Here is a 16382-nt window from a genome sequence, read left to right on the forward strand (position 1 = left end):
TCGGTGCTGGATGGATCTCAGGGACGCTCGCCCAGGGTGAAGCGGGCCACCCGACCGCTGGCACGCTCGTTGAGCGCCACCGGATTGCCGTCGTAGCGGAGGGTCACGGCCTGCACGTCGCCGATGACAATGCGGAACGGCGGCTCCCCCGCCACGCTGTGCGACTCCCCGCCCTGGATCAGGCCAAAGAGCAGGCGCTCGCCGCGGGCGTCGGTAACCTCCATCCACGACTCCCCGGAGAAGCGGAACTCGAGGGTCTCGCCGGGACCACCCACCGCCGGGGTCTCGGCGCTCGCGCCGGCCCCTTCGGTCTCCGCGCCATCGTCCGGCGTCGCAGCTCCGGGCTCCGCGGCCCCGCCGCCGGCGGCCAGCGCCTCCTCGGCGCCCGTCGTGGCTTCCTCACCCCCGCCCCCGTCCGGGGCGGTTGCGCTCCGATCGACATCGCCAGTCTCGACGTCGGCGGGGGTTTCGGCCTCCGGCGCGGTCCCGGCGACGGCTGCCTGGTCGCCTCTGTCCCCATCCCGGGCGGCGGTGGCGGTCTCCGCGGACTGCGAGCCCTCCGGCTCCACGCCCCCCGGCCCCTCCGCCCCGGCGATACTTTCCTCCGTATCGACCGCCGCGTCGCCTTCGCGCTCAGCGATCGACTCCTGTCGCCGTATCTCGCCGGCCATGCCGGTGTCCGCAGACGCGTCGGCACCAACCTCCGGCTCCGCCGGAACGGGCTCCGCGGCCGGTGCCTCCGGCGCGGCGGACAGCGCCCCGTCGGGGGTAGAGCCCCCGTCCGGGGAGCCCGCCGCATTGCCTTCCCCACCGCTCGCATCGACGTCCTCACCAGCGGCCGGCGTCGAGCCGGCACCACCGAGGCGGGCCAGCAAGTCATCGGGCAAGCCCCGTTCGGCGACCCAGAACCAGGCACCGCCGCCGATCACCGCTACCGCCAGGGCCGCGACCAGCCACGGCGCAAGCGATGGTCCGCTCGCCGGGCCGCGCCTCGGCGGGGCGGGCTGGGTCAGCGCCGGCTCGGGCTCGCGGTGGCCGAGGCGATCGTAGGCACGGAGGATCTCCTCCTCCGGGACCTCGACCAGCCGCGCGTAGGAACGCAGGTACCCTCGGGTAAAGGTCACCGGCGGGAGCTCGTCGTAGCGATCCGCCTCGATGGCCTCCACGATCCGGCGCTGCAGGTGCAGCGCGTCCGCCACCGCGCCGACGGCCAGCTCCCGACGTTCCCTTGCCAGGCGCAACCGCCTCCCCGGCCCGAGCCCTGTATCCTCCGCCGGCTCGGCTAGCTGTGGCTCATGGCTTGCCATCGCTCTCCCACTCCAGCATCCGGCGCGTCTGCGGCGAGTCCGCAAAGCGGTTGCTGAGTAACAACCGGTAGCTCGCCGCCGCGTCCCGGTTACCAAGCTCGTGCTCGATACGCAGACCGAGCCACGCCGACTCCGAGGTCTGCGAGGCCACGGCCAGGTAACGCTGATAGAACGCGCGCGCATTCATGTAGTGTTCGTCCTCGTAGCGCAGCCGCGCCATGCGCAGCAGCGCCGGCGCGTACTCCTCGTCCGCCTCCAGGGCACGCAGCAGGAAATCCTCGCCGGCATCCCTGCGCCCGGCGTTCAGTGCGCAATTGCCGGCGTTGGTCAGTGCCAGCGCCGCCCGCTCATAGAGCGGATTGGCCGCCGCCCGCTCGAACATCGAAAGGGCGCGGTCGAGCTCACCATTATCGCAGAGAAAACGGCCGAAATTATTGAGCGCCGTCCCGTTGTTGGGAGCCAGGTCCACGGCGCGGCTGTAGTGCTCATCGGCACGCGCGCGCTCGTCGAGGCGCTCGTAGACCACGCCGGTGACGGTATGCGCGTCCGCATTGCGCGGATCCTGGCGCAACGCCTTCTGCAACTTGCGCAACGCCTGCTGAAGCTCGCCGTCGCGGAGATAGGCCACACCGAGCTGGGTGTTGGCCTCGGAGGCACGCTCGCTGTCGGTACGCGGCCCCTCGTCGTCCTCTACAGGCGGCGTGCTGGCACAGCCTCCGACACCGAGCAGGAGGGCCGTGACCAGCAGCACCGCCTTCATGGCCGGCTCTCCTCCATCCCGCCCCAGCGGGGACGCCGTCGGATGCGGTCATCCACCTGTCCCACCAGCTGCCCGCAGGCCCCGTCGATGTCCTCGCCGCGGGTCCGGCGCACGGTGGTGATGTAGCCCGCGCGCTGCAACTGCCGCGAGAAACGCTCGATACGCTCGGCGGGCGAGCAACGGTAACGCGCCCCGGGAAAGGGATTGAACGGGATGAGGTTGATCTTGGAGGGGATGCCCTCCAGCAGCCGCGCCAGCTCCGCCGCGTGACGATCACCGTCGTTGACCCCATCGAGCATGACGTACTCCCAGGTGATGCGCCGGTGGGGCGTGCGCTCGACGTAGAGGCGGCAGGCATCGAGTAGCTCCGCAAGGGGATAGCGCCGGTTCACCGGGACGATCTCGTCGCGCAGCGCATCATTCGGCGCATGCAGCGAAACCGCGAGGCTGATATCGCTCTCCTCGGCGAGCCGTCGGAGATTGGGTACCAAACCGGAGGTGGACAACGTCACGCGGCGGCGCGACAGCCCGTAGGCATGCTGATCCACCATGAGTCGGGTGGCTGGCAGGACGCTGCGGTAGTTCGCCAGCGGCTCGCCCATACCCATGAGCACGACATTGGTCACCCGCCGGCCGCGGCCCTCGGCGGCGAGGGCGTCCTCGGCGAACCAGACCTGGCCGATGATCTCCGCGGTGGTGAGATTGCGATTGAACCCCTGCTGCGCGGTAGAGCAAAAGGTGCAGTCCAGCGCGCAGCCCACCTGGGAGGACACGCACAGCGTCCCGCGGCCATTCTCGGGGATGAAAACGGTCTCGATGGCGTTGCCGCCATCCAGGGCCAGGACCCACTTGCGGGTTCCGTCCCGGGACTCCTGATCGAACACCGGCCGCGGCAGACGCACCTCGGCGCACTCGCGCAGGCGTGACCGCAACGCCTTGCTCAGATCCGTCATCCGCTCGAAGTCCGTAACCCGGCGCTGGTGCAGCCACTTCAGCAGCTGCACGGCGCGGAACGGCTTCTCTTCGAGATCCGCTGCAAGGCGCTGCAGCCCGGCGCGATCCAGGTCGAGGAGATTCACCCGGCCCGGCTCATCGCGGGCGGTGATGTCAGTCGCGGGGGCAGAGGTCATCTTCGCCGAAGAAGAACTCGATCTCGGTCTTCGCCGTCTCAGGGGCGTCGGAGCCGTGGACCGCGTTCGCGTCGATGGTCTCGGCGAGGTCGTGGCGGATGGTCCCAGCCGCCGCCTCAGCGGGATTGGTGGCACCCATGACCTCCCGGTTCTTGCGGATGGCGTCCTCACCCTCGAGCACCTGAACCACCACCGGCCCGGAGGTCATGAACTCCACCAGCGCATTGAAAAACGGACGCTCACGGTGCACCGCGTAGAAGCCCTCCGCCTGCTCCCGGCTCAGCTGCAGCATCTTCGCGGCGATGATCTTCAGGCCCGCCTTCTCGAAGCGGCTGTAGACCTCACCGATGGCGTTCTTGGCGACGGCGTCGGGCTTGACGATGGACAGGGTGCGTTCTACGGCCATTCGGCTACTCCGTGTTTCTCGGAATGGGTTCGTGCGGTGTGCGGCAGCGGCCCGCACCGGGATGCGCGCCATAAGCGCGACAGTCTAACCCCGCACTGCCAGCCGGGCAATTGAACGCAGCGGTTTAGGCCACCGAGAAACTCTCCCCGCAGCCGCACTCGGCGGAGACGTTGGGGTTGCGGAAGGCGAAACGCTCGTTGAGCCCGTCGCGAACGAAATCCACCTCCATGCCTTCGAGGAACGGCCGGCTCTTGGCGTCCACGACGATACGCACCCCCGCCGTGTCCTCGACGGTGTCTCCGTCGTCCACCGACTCGGCGTAGTCCACGGTATACATAAACCCGGAACACCCGGAGGTCTTCACGCCGAGCCGCAATCCGATGGCGTTGCCGTGCTTGTCCAGGGAGCGGCGGATATGCTCGGCCGCACGCTCGGTCACCTGAATATTCATCTCGCGCTACCTCCGTCGTTGCCGCACCGCCCGAGCGCACCGTCGAGGGCGTCACGGGCGGCGTTGAATGCGTCCTCCACCATCAGCGCGCCACCGGAATGATCTATTGGGACGGCCAGTGCCTCGATCATTCGATGGCCGACGATGTCGGCGAGTTCCCCGGCCGCCACCCTTTCGCAGGCCCAGTCCGCGACGGCGATCACCACCGGATCCGCGAAGGCCTCGAAACGCGCCGCGACCGGGGTGCCGTCCGGGCCCGCCCGCAGCCAGATGGTAACCAGCTGGCCCACGCCGATGCGACCCGCCGAGCCGGACACCCAAGCCTCGCCGTCCGGCAGCCCGGCATGGGCGGGACCGAGGAAACGAGCCGCCACCGCAGCACCATAAACCGTCCGCAGTCTCTCATCCATGGGCAGGCTCCCGACAGCCCTCCAGCAAGGCCAGCGGGGTCGCCGTTGCATACACCGCCTCCGCCGGCTCCCCTGCGCTCAATCGCCGCCACAGCGGCGAGAAGGCGCGCAACCGCCGGGCCGCCGCTGCTAGCCGGGCAACCGCCTCGTCCACCTCGGCGGCAGTGACCATGCGGCCGAGGCTGAGCCGCAGCGAGGCATGGGCGATGGGGTCGGGCCGCCCCATAGCCCGGAGCACATGAGAAGGCCCCGGGCTTCCGGCACTGCAGGCCGAGCCCGCTGAAACCGCCAGGTCCCCGAGGGCCGCGGCCAAGGCCTCCCCATGCACGCCGAGGACGGCGATATTCAGGATATGAGGACTGCCATCGGCGCGCCCGTTGCGCACGATGCCGCCGATTCCGGCCAGCCGCTGTTCCAGGCGGGCCCGCAGGGCGCGCAGGTGGCGCTCGTCGGCGCGGGCCTCTTCGGCCAGCCGGGCGAACGCCGCCCCCATACCCACTACCTGGGCCACCGGCACGGTACCGGGGCGCAACCCGCCCTCCTGACCGCCGCCGTGGAGCAGCGGCGCGAGGCGCACCCGTCGGGGCCTGCGGCGGACGTACAAGGCGCCTACCCCCTGGGGCCCGTAGCACTTATGCGCGGACAGCGATAGCAGGTCCACCGGCAGCCGTTGCACATCCAGCGCCACCCGGCCGGCCGCCTGGGCGGCGTCGACGTGGAAAAGCGCGCCCCGCGCCTTCACCGCCGCGGCAATGGCGTCAAGGTCGGCGGTGACCCCGGTCTCATTGTTCACCGCGGCCACCGAGGCGAGCAGCGTTCGTTCACTGAGGGCATCGGCGACCGCGGCCGGGTCGATGGTGCCGTCCGCGTCGGGGCGCACCCGGGTCACGGACAGCCCTTCACGCTCCAGGGCCTCGCAGGCGGAGAGCACCGCGCGATGCTCGGTAGCGGCGACTACCACGTGATCCCCCCGGCCGCGGCCGTACTGATGGCGGGCGGCCCCGAGCACGGCGAGGTTGTCCGCCTCCGTGGCCCCGGATGTCCAGACGATCTCCTCCGGCGCCGCATTGAGAAAGGCGGCGACCCGGACCCGGGCGGTAGACACGGCGGCAGCGGCGTGCCGCCCCGGCGGGTGGTCGCTGGAGGGATTGGCCGCCAGCCCCTCCAACCAGGGCCGCATTGCCGCCAGCACCCCCGGATCCAGGGGGGTCGTGGCGGCGTAATCCAGATAAGGACCGGATTCGGCGGCCATCAGCGGGTCCCGGTGCGATGCTCGTCCGGCCGCTCCGTGGAGGCCTGAGGCGTCTCCGCCGCCTCGCCGGCACCGCCCTCGCCCATCCCGCAGTCGCCGAGCTCCGGCAGGCGCTCGTCGCTCACCTCGGCCCCGAGCTTGCGCATGGCCCGGCACATCTCCTCGAGCCGCTCGTCGGTGGTGTGCACGTGATCGAGGATGGCGTTGATGGCACTGGCCACCGGGTCGGGCATGTCCTGGGTGGCGCCGTAGGCGTCGAAGCCGATCCGGCGGGCGGTGGCGGCGCGGCGCTGGTCCTCCTCAGTGGCAGCCCCGCCTCGTCGGGCGACGCGGGCGGGAATACCGATCATGGTGGCGCCTTCAGGGACGTCCTTGACCACCACGGCATTGGAGCCCACGCGAGCACCATCACCGAGGGTCACCGGGCCGAGGATCTTGGCCCCCGCGCCGACGATGACATCATCGCCCAGCGTCGGGTGGCGCTTGCCCTTCTCCCACGAGGTTCCCCCCAGGGTCACCCCCTGGTAGAGGGTGCAGTCGTCGCCGATCTCCGCGGTCTCGCCGATAACGATGCCGAGACCGTGATCAATGAAGAATCGCCGGCCGATGCGCGCGCCGGGGTGGATCTCGATGCCGGTGAACCAGCGGGCGAACAGTGACAGGAACCGCGCCAGCCAGCGCAGGCGGTGATTCCACAGCCAATGGTTGCCCCGGTGGAAGATCAGGGCGTGGACGCCCGGATAGCAGGTCAATACCTCGAAGACGTTGCGGGCCGCGGGATCCCGCTGAAAGACACAGGCGATGTCCTGTCGGATGCGATCGAACATGGCGTGGATGTCCTGAATGATCGATGAATGGCCCCGTGGCACGGGGAGGCGCCTGGACGCCGGGACGGGCCCGGGTGGGCCAGCGGCTCACCCGGGCCGACTACACAGCAGCGCGGATCGCATCAGGGTGTAACTGTTCATACGCGTATTATAACGGCGTCGCGTCAGTCGCGACCATCCGCATCCAGCCGGCGCTCCACAGCGGCGAGCAGCCCCCGGAGGATATTGACCTCGGCACGCTCCGGCAACGCGCGGTTGAACAGCCGCTGCAGGCGCAGCATCAGGTGCCGCTGCTCGTCGATACCCGCGTAACCGCTGGCGGCCATGACCCGGGAGAGGTGCTCGTAGAGGCCGGCGAGATGGGCGGGGTCCGCGGCTGCCGCGGCCTCCTCCGGCTGGGGCGTGCCCTCGCCCGCCAGCGCGGCGAGCCGCAGCTCGTAGGTAAGCACCTGTACCGCCGCCGCGAGGTTTAGCGAAGGATAGGCGGGATCGGCGGGGATGTGCACGAGCCGGTGGCAGCGCCCGGTCTCGGTGTTGGTGAGCCCGGAATGCTCCCGGCCGAAGAGCATCGCCACCGGCACCCCGGCACCGGCGATCTCCGCTGCCGCCCGGCGCGGGGTGAGTGACGGCACACCGTAGCGGCGCCGGCGCGCCGTCACGCCGTAGACCCGGCCCATGCCCACCAGGGCCTCGTCCAGGCCGCCATGTGTGCGTGCGGCGGCGAGGGTGTCGCCGGCATTGCCGGCATTGGCGCGGGCACGCTCGTCCACCGCGCAGGCGGCGACCAGGTGCAACCGGGCGAGGCCCATGGTCTTCAGTGCACGGGCAGCGGAGCCGATGTTACCCGGATGGGTGGTGCCCACGAGCAGGATGTGGACGTGATCGAGCATGCCTCAGGGGCTCCCTGCGGGCACCGCTAGCAGGTGCCGCCGCTGGCCGATTGCTGGTATGCTAATGGGCTGTCCATCGACGGCCCCGAACAGGCGAACCCCATGCATCCTATGGTGAACATCGCTGTGCGCGCCGCGCGCAGCGCCGGAAACGTCATTGTCCGCAACAGCGACCGACTCGACCGTATCCAGGTAGAGACCAAGGGCGCCAACGATTTCGTCAGCGAGGTGGACATCGCCGCCGAGCGCGAGATCGTGAACACCCTGCGCCGCGCCTACCCCGACCACGGCATCCTCGGCGAGGAGTCCGGGGGCGAGGCCCGCGGCGACTACCTCTGGGTCATCGACCCCCTCGACGGCACCACCAATTTCCTGCACGGCTTCCCGCACTTCGCGGTCTCCATCGCGCTGCTCCATCGCGGGGTGCCGGAGGCGGGGGTGATCTACGACCCGATCCGCCAGGAGCTCTTCACTGCCACCCGCGGCGGCGGCGCCACCCTGGAAGGCCGGAGGATGCGCATGCGCGAGCGCCGCAGCATCAACGACGCCCTGCTCGGCACCGGCTTCCCGTTCCGTCACCCCGAGCACAAGCCCGCCTATCTCGGGATGTTCGCCGACGTCTTGGACAGCGCACGCGACATTCGCCGCGCCGGCTCGGCGGCCCTGGATCTCGCCTACGTGGCGGCCGGGCGCCTGGACGGGTTCTGGGAGATCGGGCTCAATCGCTGGGATATCGCCGCCGGGGCCCTGCTGGTCCAGGAGGCCGGCGGGATCGTCACCGATTTCACCGGCTCGCCGGCATTCCTGGAGACCGGCAACGTCGCCGCCGGCAGCCTCAAGCTCCATGCCGATCTCCTCGCCCACCTCCGCCCGCACCTCACCGAGGCGCTGGGCGGCTGACACCGCCCGGGGCGGCGGTCACGGCATCTCATCCTGGTCCGCGCCCTCCTTCTCCGGCGGGATGAGGTCCTCCTTGCTCACCCCCAGCGCCAAGGCCAGGCCGCTGGCGACGAAGATCGACGAGTAGGTACCGATGAGCACCCCGACGATCAGTGCCTCGGAGAACGGGCGGATGAGCGCGCCACCGAGAATGGCCAAGGTGATCACCACGGCCAGGGTGGTGGCGGAGGTCATCAACGTGCGGGACAGGGTCTGGTTTACCGAGAGATTGGCGACCTCCACCGGCGTCCCCTTGCGTACGCGCACGAAGTTCTCCCGTATTCGGTCAAAGACCACGATGGTGTCGTTGAGCGAATAACCGATCACCGCCAACAGCGCCGCCAGTACCGTCAGATCGAACTCCACCTGGGTCAGCGAGAAAAAGCCCAGCACGATGGTGACGTCGTGGACCAGCGCCGCCACCGCCCCCAGGGCGAAGCGATACTCGAAGCGGAACGCCACATAGGCGAGGATGCCCGCCAGGGCGTAGAGCATGGCCAGCCCCCCCTGCTCGCGGAGCTCCTCACCCACCTGGGGTCCGACGAACTCCACGCGCCGGAGCTCCGCCTCGCCACCGACGGCGGCGAGCACTCGATCGCCGACCCGCTCGCCGGCATCCACGTCCGGGGGGATGCGGATGAGCACGTCCCGGGCGGTGCCGAAGTACTGGACCACGGCCCCCTCGTAGCCGGCATCGGCGAGGTCGCCGCGCACCGCATCCAACGCCACACCCTCGGAATAGCCGAGCTCCACCAGCGTCCCGCCGGTGAAGTCCAGGCCGAAGTTGAGCCCGCGCAGCGACAGCGACCCGATGGCCACCGCCAGCAACACCAGCGAGATCACCGCGGCGATACGGCGCTTGCCGAGGAAGTCGATGTGGGTCTCGCGCTTGAAGAAATCCATGGCGGCTCCTAGATGGCCAGCTTGGCCTTGCGGCGGTTGCCGTAGATCAGGTTGACCAGGCCCCGGGTGCCCATGATCGCGGTGAACATCGAAGTGATGATGCCGATGGACAGGGTTACCGCGAAGCCCTTCACCGGGCCAGTGCCGAATGCGAACAACACGATGGCGGCGATCAGGGTGGTGATGTTGGCGTCGGCGATGGTCGACAGCGCCTTGCCGTAGCCCGAGTCGATGGCGGTGCGGGCCGTGGCGCCGGCGCGAAGCTCCTCGCGGATGCGCTCGAAGATCAGCACGTTGGCGTCCACTGCCATGCCCACCGTCAACACGATGCCGGCGATGCCCGGCAGGGTCAGGGTGGCCTGCAGCAACGACAGCGCGGCGACGATGAGCACCAGGTTGGCGAACAGCGCCACGTCCGCCACCAACCCAAAGACCCTGTAGTACAGCGCCATGAAGGCCACCACCAGGAGGAAGCCCACCACCACGGCGGTGAAGCCCTGGTCGATGTTGTCCTGCCCCAGGCTCGGCCCGACGGTGCGCTCCTCGATGATCTGCACCGGCGCCGCCAGCGAGCCCGCCCGCAACAGCAGCGCCAGATTGCGCGCCTCCCGGGGGTTGTCCAGGCCGGTGATGCGGAAGCGGCTGCCGAGCTGCTCCTGGATCTGGGCGACACTGATCACCTCGCGGGTAGTCTGCTGGCGCCGCTGGGTCTCGCCGTCGACGCGCTCGGTGATGGTCTGGGTCTCCATGAACAGCACCGCCATGTAATTGTTCACGTTCTCGGCGGTAAAGCGGCTCATCAAATCCCCGCCGGCACTGTTCAGCCGAATCACCACCTCGGGCTGCCCCGTGCGCTGATCGAGCCCCGACTGGGCGTCGGTGATGTACTCGCCGGTGAGGATGGTGTCCGGCTCCAGGGCCACATGGCCACCGTCACGCTGGGGATAGACCTCGGTACCCGGCGGCGCCGGCGACTCCGCTCCCCCCTGGTAGGGGAAGTGCTCCATGGCGACGGGCCGGAACTCCAGGGTCGCCGTGGCCCCGAGGATATCCTTGGCCCGGGCGGTATCCTGGACGCCGGGCAGCTGCACCACGATGCGCTCGCGGCCCTGGCGCTGGATCACCGGCTCGGCGACGCCGAGCTCATTGACTCGGTTACGCAGGGTGGTGATGTTCTGCTGCACAGCGAAGTCCACGAGCTCGCGGAGCTCCTCCTCGGGGAGGGTGGCCGACATCAGGAACTGGCCATCCGCCTCGTCGGCGGAGAACTCCAGCTCCGGGTACTCACCCTGCAGCGCCTCGAAGGCCTGCTCGCGCTCCTGGGCGGCATTGAACTCCAGGCGCAGCCCGCCGGTCTCCATGGCGACACCGTCATAGCGCACCCGCTCCTCGCGGAGGACCGTACGGAACTCGTTGACATAGCGCTCCAGACGTTGCTCGACGGCGGCATCCACGTCCACTTCCATGAGGAAGTGCACCCCGCCGCGCAGGTCCAGGCCCAGGAACATCGGGCTGCCGCCCAGTGAGCGCAGCCACTGCGGGGTGGACTCGGCGAGGTTCAGGGCCACGGTGTAGCTGCTGCCAAGGGCAACGGTCAGCTCGTCCTGGGCGGCCAGCTGGGCATCGGTGTCATGGAACCGGACCAGGAAGCGCTCATCGCGCACCTCCGTGCCCTTGACGGGGACCTCCATCTCCTCGAGTAGGTCGATGATTCGCTGCTGCACCGTCTCGGCCGGCGGATCGCCGGCCTCCGTGGAGATCTGCAGCGCGGGATCCTGGGGAAAGAGATTGGGCAGCGCGTAGATCACCCCCCCGACGAGGACGACCAAGAGGATGAGATACTTCCACAGCGGATAGCGGTTGGTCATGCCGACTCCCTGGTCGCGGCGGGGCGATCACCCCTCGGCGTTGTCGGACTTCTCGAGCTTCTGCTTGAGGGTGCCCTTAGGCAGGACCTGGGCGACAGCGCTCTTTTGCATGCGGATCTCCACGTTGTTAGCCACCTCCAGGGTGGCGAAGCTCTCGCCCACCTCGGTGACCTTGCCCGCGATACCGCCGCTGGTGACCACCTCGTCGCCCTTGGACAGCCCCTCGACCAGCTTCTTGTGCTCCTTGGCCCGCTTCTGCTGGGGCCGGATCAGCAGGAAGTAGAAGATCACGATCAGCGCGACGGGGAAGATGAGGCTGGTCAGCGTGCCCCCGGGGGCGGCGCCTTCGCCCTGGGCGAGGGCATCGGAAATCAGGAAGTCCATGTCGGTCTCCTCGGCTTCAATGGATGAATCCCGGCCGGCCGCGGGAGGGCCGCTCCGGCGACAAAGTCGGGCATTATGTCATACCCCCCGGCGTCGGGCGTAGAAGGCTTCGGCGAACTCGGCGAACCGGTCGACGGCAATGGCCTCACGCATGCCCGCCATCAGGCGCTGGAAGTAGTACAGGTTGTGCAGCGTGTTCAACCGCGCCCCCAGAATCTCGCGACAGCGGTCGAGGTGGCGGAGATAGGCACGCGAATAATTGCGACACGTGTAACAGCCGCAGGTTTCATCCACCGGACGCGTGTCGGTGGCGAAACGGGCGTTGCGGATGCGCATCACCCCCGTGTCGGTATACAGGAAGCCGTTGCGCGCGTTACGGGTGGGGATGACGCAGTCGAACAGATCCACGCCCCGGCGCACACCCTCGACGATATCCTCGGGCTTGCCCACCCCCATGAGATAGCGGGGCCGCTCCAGCGGCAGCTCTGGATCCAGGTGATCGAGGATGCGGTGGCGCTCCTCGGCGGGTTCGCCCACCGCCAGACCACCGATGGCATAGCCGTCGAAGCCGATCTCCCGCAGGCCCGCCGTCGAGGCACTGCGCAGCCCCTCGTGGACACCGCCCTGGACGATGCCGAACAGTGCGTTGGTATTGCCGAGGGCGTCGTGGTGGCGGCGCGAGCGCTCCGCCCAGCGCAGGGAGCGCTCCATGGACGCCGCCGCCTCGCTCTCACTGGCCGGATAGGGCGTGCACTCGTCGAAGATCATCACGATGTCCGCCCCCAGTGCGTGCTGCACCGCCATGGACTCCTCCGGGCCCATGAACACCGCCGAGCCGTCCACAGGGGAACGGAAGTGCACACCCGCCTCGGTAATCCGCCGCATCGCCCCCAGGCTGAAGACCTGAAAGCCGCCGGAGTCGGTCAGGATCGGCCCGTGCCAGTTCATGAAATCGTGGAGGTCGCCGTGGGCGCGGATGACCTCGGTGCCGGGACGCAGCCACAGGTGAAAGGTATTGCCAAGGATGATGCCTGCCCCGAGCTCCTGCAGCTCCTCCGGACTCATCCCCTTGACGGTCCCATAGGTGCCCACGGGCATGAACGCGGGCGTGGGGACCTCCGCACCCCGGGAGAACGACAACCGGCCCAAACGCGCCCGGCCGCTGGTGGCGCCCAGCTCGAAGCGGATGCTCATGCCCGGGCCTCCGGCGCCGGTGGCGCGATGAACATGGCATCGCCGTAGCTGAAGAAGCGATAGCGCTCCGATACCGCGTGGCGGTAGGCGGCGAGGACGTGCTCGCGGCCGGCGAAGGCACTGACGAGCATGATCAGCGTCGAGCCGGGGAGATGGAAGTTGGTGATCATTGCGTCCACCACCCGAAAACGAAAGCCCGGATAGATGAAGATATCGGTCTCGCCACTAAAGGGGGCAAGGACGCCGCCCTCCGCGGCGGCCTCGAGGGCCCGTACGACGGTGGTCCCCACCGCCACCACCCGCGCGCCGGCACCACGGGCGCGGCGAACGGCCGCCACGGTCTCCTCCGGCACCCGCAGCCACTCGCTGTGCATGTGGTGCCGGGTGATGTCCGCCTCTCGCACCGGCTGGAAGGTGCCGGCGCCCACGTGCAGGGTCACCCGTGCCGTATCCACGCCACGCTCGGCGAGTCGCGCGAACAAGGCCTCGTCGAAATGCAGGCTCGCGGTCGGTGCGGCGACCGCGCCGGACTCGCTGGCGAACACGCTCTGATAACGCTCCCGGTCCAGCGGGGTATCCGGGCGACGGATGTACGGCGGCAGGGGCATGTGACCGTGACGCTCCAGCAACCCCAACACGGGCTCGTCGCCGGCGAAACGCAATCGAAAGAGCGCGCCCTCGCGGTCGATCACACTCGCCAGGAGCCCGCCCTCGAGCGCCAGCTCCGTGCCTACTCGCGGCGCCCGGCTGGCGCGCACATGGGCCAGGACCTCGTGTTCGCCGGTAAGCCGCTCCACCAGCAGCTCGACCGCCCCGCCGCTCGCCTTGCGCCCGTGCAGGCGCGCCGGGATCACCCGGGTGTCGTTGAGTACCACCAGGTCGCCGGCGAAGAGCAGATCGGGGAGGTCGGCGAAACGCCGGTCCGCCACCGCACCGCTGCCGCCATCGAGACAAAGCAGCCGGCTGGCGCTGCGCTCGGCCAGTGGCTCCGAGGCGATCAGCTCCTCGGGCAAGTCGAATTGGAAGTCGCTCAATTGCATCGGGATCGGTCCCGGCCACGAACAGCCGGCGATAGTAGCAGCCGAGCCGGCACGGGGCGATCAACGGCACTACTCCCCCGCTATCTATTCAACAATATGGGCGTAAGATCGCAGGGGTGGGTGCTCGATTACCGCAGAGCATCGAACAAGGGATCCTATCATGGGGCAGGCCAGCACCGACCTCTCGAATCCGCAGGGCCATCGTCGCGTCGATGACCCCAACTGCCGGCGTTGCCAGCGAACCCTGGTACACGGCTTTCACGACTTGCTTCGCTACGCGCCCAACAGCTCCATCCATAGAGCAGAGGAGCTATGCCTCTCCTGCGTCGCTGAGACCCGACGCCTGGCCCGGCTGCGCTGGCGAAAGCGGGTCACGTGGATGCGGTTTCTAGCACCACGGTAAAGGCCAGGACTGGATCGAGGAGCGGCTAGTTCCCAAGGGCCTGCTGGCAAACCCGCCGGGGGGCAGCGATCGGTCCGCCCCCACCCCAGCGTACGGCTTCCCCGTTTTTGCCCGATTCGCGTATACTACGGCGGTGTTGCCGGGATGGCGGAATTGGTAGACGCGTCGGACTCAAAATCCGATGCCCGAAAGGGCGTGGGGGTTCAAGTCCCCCTCCCGGTACCAGAGCAACCCGTGGCCTGCCTCACTCTCCCGAGGCCTTGCGCTCGATCGCCTCACCGGCACCCTTGATATCCTTACCCACCCCTTCCATGGTGTTGCAGCCAGCGGCGCCCAGCAGCCCGAGCACCAGGGCCAGCGCGGTCAGACGACGAAGCCTATCAGCCATGATCGCGGATCCTCCGGTGGCACATCGCTGCCGCCGATTATGCTACTGCGTGGCGCCGGGCGCACAACGACAAACGGCGGCCTACGGGCCGCCGTTCCATCGCGGACGCGTGCGGGGCGCTCTCAGGCGACCCGGCGTCCCGCCTCGCGCTGCTCGCCGGCGCGGGTGCGCTCGCGCACGGAAACCACATTGCCCCCGGCGACGGCATGGCCCAGCCCCAGACGGCGCGCCACCCAGTTCCGAATCGCGGTCAACCCATGGCGGATCGTGCGGGCGCGCGCCCGGCGCATCTCCAAAAGCAGCCACTGATCGCGGTCGGCCGCGTTCAGGGACAGCACTTCCTGCGCCCGGGAGGGGAAGAAAATCAGGTCACGCCCTTCGTTCCGCATGGTGAACCTCCAATTCAGAACATCCTCGAAAACACCTTTTCTCGCTGCCGCTATGCTGCGCCGCGACATGTGTAATTGTAGGGGCTGAGAAGGGGTTCTTCAATGGATACAGAAATGTCGACAACTACCGTTCATCGGTAACATAAAAAGTGGAAAACCCTTCCATTATCGGACGTGGGCGACCTCCTGGCCGAGCATTTCCGCAGTCACCAGGGTGACCCCCGCCGAGGTGACGTAGAAGCGCTCGCAGTCGGCCTGTTCGTCCTCTCCGATGACCGTGCCCGGGGGAATGCGACAGCCCTCATCGATGACGCAGCGCCGCACCCGAGAACCGGCGCCCACCTCCACGTCCGGGAGGATCACCGCATCCGTGACCCGGGCCCCGGAACGCACCCGGACCTGGCTGAATAGCAGCGAGTGGTGGACCTCGCCCTCGATGAGGTCACCGCCGGAGACCATGGAGTCCACAGCGATGCCACCGCGCCCGTCCACGTCATGGATGAACTTCGCGGGCGGCAGCTGCGCCTGATAGGTCCAGATGGGCCAGTCCTCGTCGTAGAGATCCAGCTCGGGGGTACGGCCGATGAGCTCCAGGTTGGCCTGGAAGAACGCGTCCACCGTGCCCACGTCCCGCCAGTACGGCTGCTCACCGGAACGCGCGTCGGCAAAGGGATAGGCCATCACCCGATCGTGTTCGATGGCCGCGGGGATCACGTCGCGGCCGAAGTCCCGGGAGGAGTCGATGTCCTCGGCATCGGCACGCAAGCGCTCGAAGAGATAATCCCGGTTGAAGATGTAGATCCCCATGGAGACCAGGGCACGCTCCGGGTCGCCGGGGTCAGGCTCGGGCTCCGAGGGCTTCTCGTTGAAGCGCAGCACCCGTCCCTCCTCGTTGATGGTCATCACCCCGAAGGACCGGGCCCGCTCCCGGGGCATACGCACGCAGCCCACGGTCATATCGGCACGGCTGGCCACGTGCTGGGCGATCATGGGGCCGTAGTCCATTTTGTAGACATGATCCCCCGCGAGCACCAGCACATAGCCCGGGTTATGGGCCTGGATGATATCGATGTTCTGGTGGATGGCATCGGCGGTACCGGCGAACCAGAGGGGCTTGTCCAGACGCTGCTGGGCCGGCACCACCTCGATGAACTCACCGAACTCGCCGCGCAGGAACCCCCAGCCGCGCTGCACGTGCTGGATCAGCGAATGGGCCTTGTACTGGGTCACCACCTCGATACGGCGGATCCCGGAATTAATGCAGTTCGAAAGCGGGAAGTCGACAAGCCGGAACTTGCCCCCGAATGGCACCGCCGGCTTGGTGCGCCAGTCGGTGAGGTTGGCCAGTCGACCGCCCCGGCCGCCGGCGAGAATGACCGCCAGGGTGTCGCGCGTGAGGCGGCTTACGAAGCGGGGGTTGCGCTCCAGGAACATCGTCTCT

The 16382-nt window shown here is 68.6% G+C and carries 19 protein-coding genes and 1 tRNA gene; 3 read left to right on the plus strand and 17 right to left on the minus strand.

Annotated elements, in window-relative coordinates:
• Positions 1 to 17: 17 nt before the first annotated feature.
• The 9 genes from ACQ754_RS12140 to ACQ754_RS12180 form a co-directional block, all read right to left on the minus strand.
• Positions 18 to 1307 (minus strand): RodZ domain-containing protein, encoded by a 1290-nt coding sequence (locus ACQ754_RS12140; RefSeq protein ID WP_440997302.1) that lies wholly within the window; start codon positions 1305 to 1307, stop codon positions 18 to 20.
• Complete coding sequence (gene pilW, locus ACQ754_RS12145) at positions 1294 to 2067, minus strand: type IV pilus biogenesis/stability protein PilW (RefSeq protein WP_440997303.1); 774 nt, start codon at positions 2065 to 2067, stop codon at positions 1294 to 1296. The genes ACQ754_RS12140 and pilW overlap by 14 nt, the downstream gene beginning before the upstream one ends.
• Positions 2064 to 3197, minus strand: a complete 1134-nt coding sequence (gene rlmN / locus ACQ754_RS12150) for a 23S rRNA (adenine(2503)-C(2))-methyltransferase RlmN (protein WP_440997304.1) — start codon at positions 3195 to 3197, stop codon at positions 2064 to 2066. The genes pilW and rlmN overlap by 4 nt, the downstream gene beginning before the upstream one ends.
• Positions 3175 to 3603 (minus strand): nucleoside-diphosphate kinase, encoded by a 429-nt coding sequence (gene ndk, locus ACQ754_RS12155; RefSeq protein ID WP_440997305.1) that lies wholly within the window; start codon positions 3601 to 3603, stop codon positions 3175 to 3177. Before ndk ends, rlmN begins: the two co-directional genes overlap by 23 nt.
• A 124-nt stretch (positions 3604 to 3727) precedes the next feature.
• Complete coding sequence (locus tag ACQ754_RS12160) at positions 3728 to 4054, minus strand: HesB/IscA family protein (protein ID WP_440997306.1); 327 nt, start codon at positions 4052 to 4054, stop codon at positions 3728 to 3730.
• Entirely contained in the window at positions 4051 to 4464 is a 414-nt protein-coding gene (locus ACQ754_RS12165) for a hypothetical protein (protein ID WP_440997307.1), read from the minus strand. The genes ACQ754_RS12160 and ACQ754_RS12165 overlap by 4 nt, the downstream gene beginning before the upstream one ends.
• Positions 4457 to 5716, minus strand: coding sequence for a cysteine desulfurase family protein (locus tag ACQ754_RS12170; protein ID WP_440997308.1), 1260 nt, complete (start codon positions 5714 to 5716; stop codon positions 4457 to 4459). The genes ACQ754_RS12165 and ACQ754_RS12170 overlap by 8 nt, the downstream gene beginning before the upstream one ends.
• Positions 5716 to 6543: a serine O-acetyltransferase gene (cysE, locus tag ACQ754_RS12175; RefSeq protein WP_440997309.1), complete on the minus strand. Its 828-nt coding sequence runs from the start codon at positions 6541 to 6543 to the stop codon at positions 5716 to 5718. The genes ACQ754_RS12170 and cysE overlap by 1 nt, the downstream gene beginning before the upstream one ends.
• Positions 6544 to 6707: 164 nt before the next feature.
• Positions 6708 to 7433, minus strand: a complete 726-nt coding sequence (locus tag ACQ754_RS12180) for an RNA methyltransferase (RefSeq protein ID WP_440997310.1) — start codon at positions 7431 to 7433, stop codon at positions 6708 to 6710.
• Between the two features lie 102 nt (positions 7434 to 7535).
• On the opposite strand from ACQ754_RS12180, the gene ACQ754_RS12185 reads away from it, so the two are divergent.
• On the plus strand, positions 7536 to 8333 hold the full coding sequence (locus ACQ754_RS12185; RefSeq protein ID WP_440997311.1) for an inositol monophosphatase family protein: 798 nt from the start codon (positions 7536 to 7538) through the stop codon (positions 8331 to 8333).
• Between the two features lie 18 nt (positions 8334 to 8351).
• Here ACQ754_RS12185 and secF read toward each other — a convergent pair whose 3' ends face one another.
• From secF to queA, 5 genes are all read right to left on the minus strand, one after another.
• Entirely contained in the window at positions 8352 to 9275 is a 924-nt protein-coding gene (gene secF / locus ACQ754_RS12190) for a protein translocase subunit SecF (protein ID WP_440997312.1), read from the minus strand.
• A gap of 8 nt (positions 9276 to 9283) precedes the next feature.
• The gene (gene secD / locus ACQ754_RS12195; RefSeq protein ID WP_440997313.1) at positions 9284 to 11143 is read right to left on the minus strand and encodes a protein translocase subunit SecD; all 1860 of its coding nucleotides are present in this window, start codon (positions 11141 to 11143) and stop codon (positions 9284 to 9286) included.
• Positions 11144 to 11170: 27 nt separating this feature from the next.
• The gene (yajC, locus tag ACQ754_RS12200; protein WP_440997314.1) at positions 11171 to 11527 is read right to left on the minus strand and encodes a preprotein translocase subunit YajC; all 357 of its coding nucleotides are present in this window, start codon (positions 11525 to 11527) and stop codon (positions 11171 to 11173) included.
• A gap of 78 nt (positions 11528 to 11605) precedes the next feature.
• Positions 11606 to 12721: a tRNA guanosine(34) transglycosylase Tgt gene (gene tgt / locus ACQ754_RS12205; protein WP_440997315.1), complete on the minus strand. Its 1116-nt coding sequence runs from the start codon at positions 12719 to 12721 to the stop codon at positions 11606 to 11608.
• A complete protein-coding gene (queA, locus tag ACQ754_RS12210; protein WP_440997316.1) occupies positions 12718 to 13761 on the minus strand; it encodes a tRNA preQ1(34) S-adenosylmethionine ribosyltransferase-isomerase QueA in 1044 nt (347 codons plus the stop codon). Before queA ends, tgt begins: the two co-directional genes overlap by 4 nt.
• Before the next feature lie 160 nt (positions 13762 to 13921).
• On the opposite strand from queA, the gene ACQ754_RS12215 reads away from it, so the two are divergent.
• Together ACQ754_RS12215 and ACQ754_RS12220 are read left to right on the plus strand one after the other, a co-directional pair.
• The gene (locus ACQ754_RS12215; protein WP_440997317.1) at positions 13922 to 14164 is read left to right on the plus strand and encodes a hypothetical protein; all 243 of its coding nucleotides are present in this window, start codon (positions 13922 to 13924) and stop codon (positions 14162 to 14164) included.
• Between the two features lie 138 nt (positions 14165 to 14302).
• A tRNA-Leu gene (locus ACQ754_RS12220) sits at positions 14303 to 14389 on the plus strand.
• A gap of 19 nt (positions 14390 to 14408) precedes the next feature.
• Here ACQ754_RS12220 and ACQ754_RS12225 read toward each other — a convergent pair.
• The 3 genes from ACQ754_RS12225 to glgC all read right to left on the minus strand — a co-directional run bounded on the left by ACQ754_RS12225 (position 14409) and on the right by glgC (position 16375).
• Entirely contained in the window at positions 14409 to 14552 is a 144-nt protein-coding gene (locus ACQ754_RS12225; protein ID WP_440997318.1) for an entericidin A/B family lipoprotein, read from the minus strand.
• Between the two features lie 122 nt (positions 14553 to 14674).
• On the minus strand, positions 14675 to 14941 hold the full coding sequence (locus tag ACQ754_RS12230) for a hypothetical protein (protein ID WP_440997319.1): 267 nt from the start codon (positions 14939 to 14941) through the stop codon (positions 14675 to 14677).
• Between the two features lie 165 nt (positions 14942 to 15106).
• Positions 15107 to 16375: a glucose-1-phosphate adenylyltransferase gene (gene glgC, locus ACQ754_RS12235; protein ID WP_440997320.1), complete on the minus strand. Its 1269-nt coding sequence runs from the start codon at positions 16373 to 16375 to the stop codon at positions 15107 to 15109.
• Between the last annotated feature and the right edge of the window lie 7 nt (positions 16376 to 16382).

Origin of the sequence: Arhodomonas sp. SL1 (assembly GCF_052060015.1) — a bacterium.
GTDB lineage: Bacteria > Pseudomonadota > Gammaproteobacteria > Nitrococcales > Nitrococcaceae > Arhodomonas.

What these genes read in the sequence shown, in the direction of transcription:
- ACQ754_RS12180 (WP_440997310.1), bottom strand. Translation starts at nt 7,433, where the DNA reads ATGCTCGATCACGTCCACATCCTGCTCGTGGGCACCACCCATCCGGGT.
- ACQ754_RS12225 (WP_440997318.1), bottom strand. Translation starts at nt 14,552, where the DNA reads ATGGCTGATAGGCTTCGTCGTCTGACCGCGCTGGCCCTGGTGCTCGGG.
- glgC (WP_440997320.1), bottom strand. Translation starts at nt 16,375, where the DNA reads ATGTTCCTGGAGCGCAACCCCCGCTTCGTAAGCCGCCTCACGCGCGAC.
- ndk (WP_440997305.1), bottom strand. Translation starts at nt 3,603, where the DNA reads ATGGCCGTAGAACGCACCCTGTCCATCGTCAAGCCCGACGCCGTCGCC.
- ACQ754_RS12215 (WP_440997317.1), top strand. Translation starts at nt 13,922, where the DNA reads ATGGGGCAGGCCAGCACCGACCTCTCGAATCCGCAGGGCCATCGTCGC.
- ACQ754_RS12140 (WP_440997302.1), bottom strand. Translation starts at nt 1,307, where the DNA reads ATGGCAAGCCATGAGCCACAGCTAGCCGAGCCGGCGGAGGATACAGGG.
- ACQ754_RS12230 (WP_440997319.1), bottom strand. Translation starts at nt 14,941, where the DNA reads ATGCGGAACGAAGGGCGTGACCTGATTTTCTTCCCCTCCCGGGCGCAG.
- pilW (WP_440997303.1), bottom strand. Translation starts at nt 2,067, where the DNA reads ATGAAGGCGGTGCTGCTGGTCACGGCCCTCCTGCTCGGTGTCGGAGGC.
- cysE (WP_440997309.1), bottom strand. Translation starts at nt 6,543, where the DNA reads ATGTTCGATCGCATCCGACAGGACATCGCCTGTGTCTTTCAGCGGGAT.
- ACQ754_RS12160 (WP_440997306.1), bottom strand. Translation starts at nt 4,054, where the DNA reads ATGAATATTCAGGTGACCGAGCGTGCGGCCGAGCATATCCGCCGCTCC.
- ACQ754_RS12165 (WP_440997307.1), bottom strand. Translation starts at nt 4,464, where the DNA reads ATGGATGAGAGACTGCGGACGGTTTATGGTGCTGCGGTGGCGGCTCGT.
- yajC (WP_440997314.1), bottom strand. Translation starts at nt 11,527, where the DNA reads ATGGACTTCCTGATTTCCGATGCCCTCGCCCAGGGCGAAGGCGCCGCC.
- tgt (WP_440997315.1), bottom strand. Translation starts at nt 12,721, where the DNA reads ATGAGCATCCGCTTCGAGCTGGGCGCCACCAGCGGCCGGGCGCGTTTG.
- ACQ754_RS12185 (WP_440997311.1), top strand. Translation starts at nt 7,536, where the DNA reads ATGCATCCTATGGTGAACATCGCTGTGCGCGCCGCGCGCAGCGCCGGA.
- ACQ754_RS12170 (WP_440997308.1), bottom strand. Translation starts at nt 5,716, where the DNA reads ATGGCCGCCGAATCCGGTCCTTATCTGGATTACGCCGCCACGACCCCC.
- queA (WP_440997316.1), bottom strand. Translation starts at nt 13,761, where the DNA reads ATGCAATTGAGCGACTTCCAATTCGACTTGCCCGAGGAGCTGATCGCC.
- secF (WP_440997312.1), bottom strand. Translation starts at nt 9,275, where the DNA reads ATGGATTTCTTCAAGCGCGAGACCCACATCGACTTCCTCGGCAAGCGC.
- secD (WP_440997313.1), bottom strand. Translation starts at nt 11,143, where the DNA reads ATGACCAACCGCTATCCGCTGTGGAAGTATCTCATCCTCTTGGTCGTC.
- rlmN (WP_440997304.1), bottom strand. Translation starts at nt 3,197, where the DNA reads ATGACCTCTGCCCCCGCGACTGACATCACCGCCCGCGATGAGCCGGGC.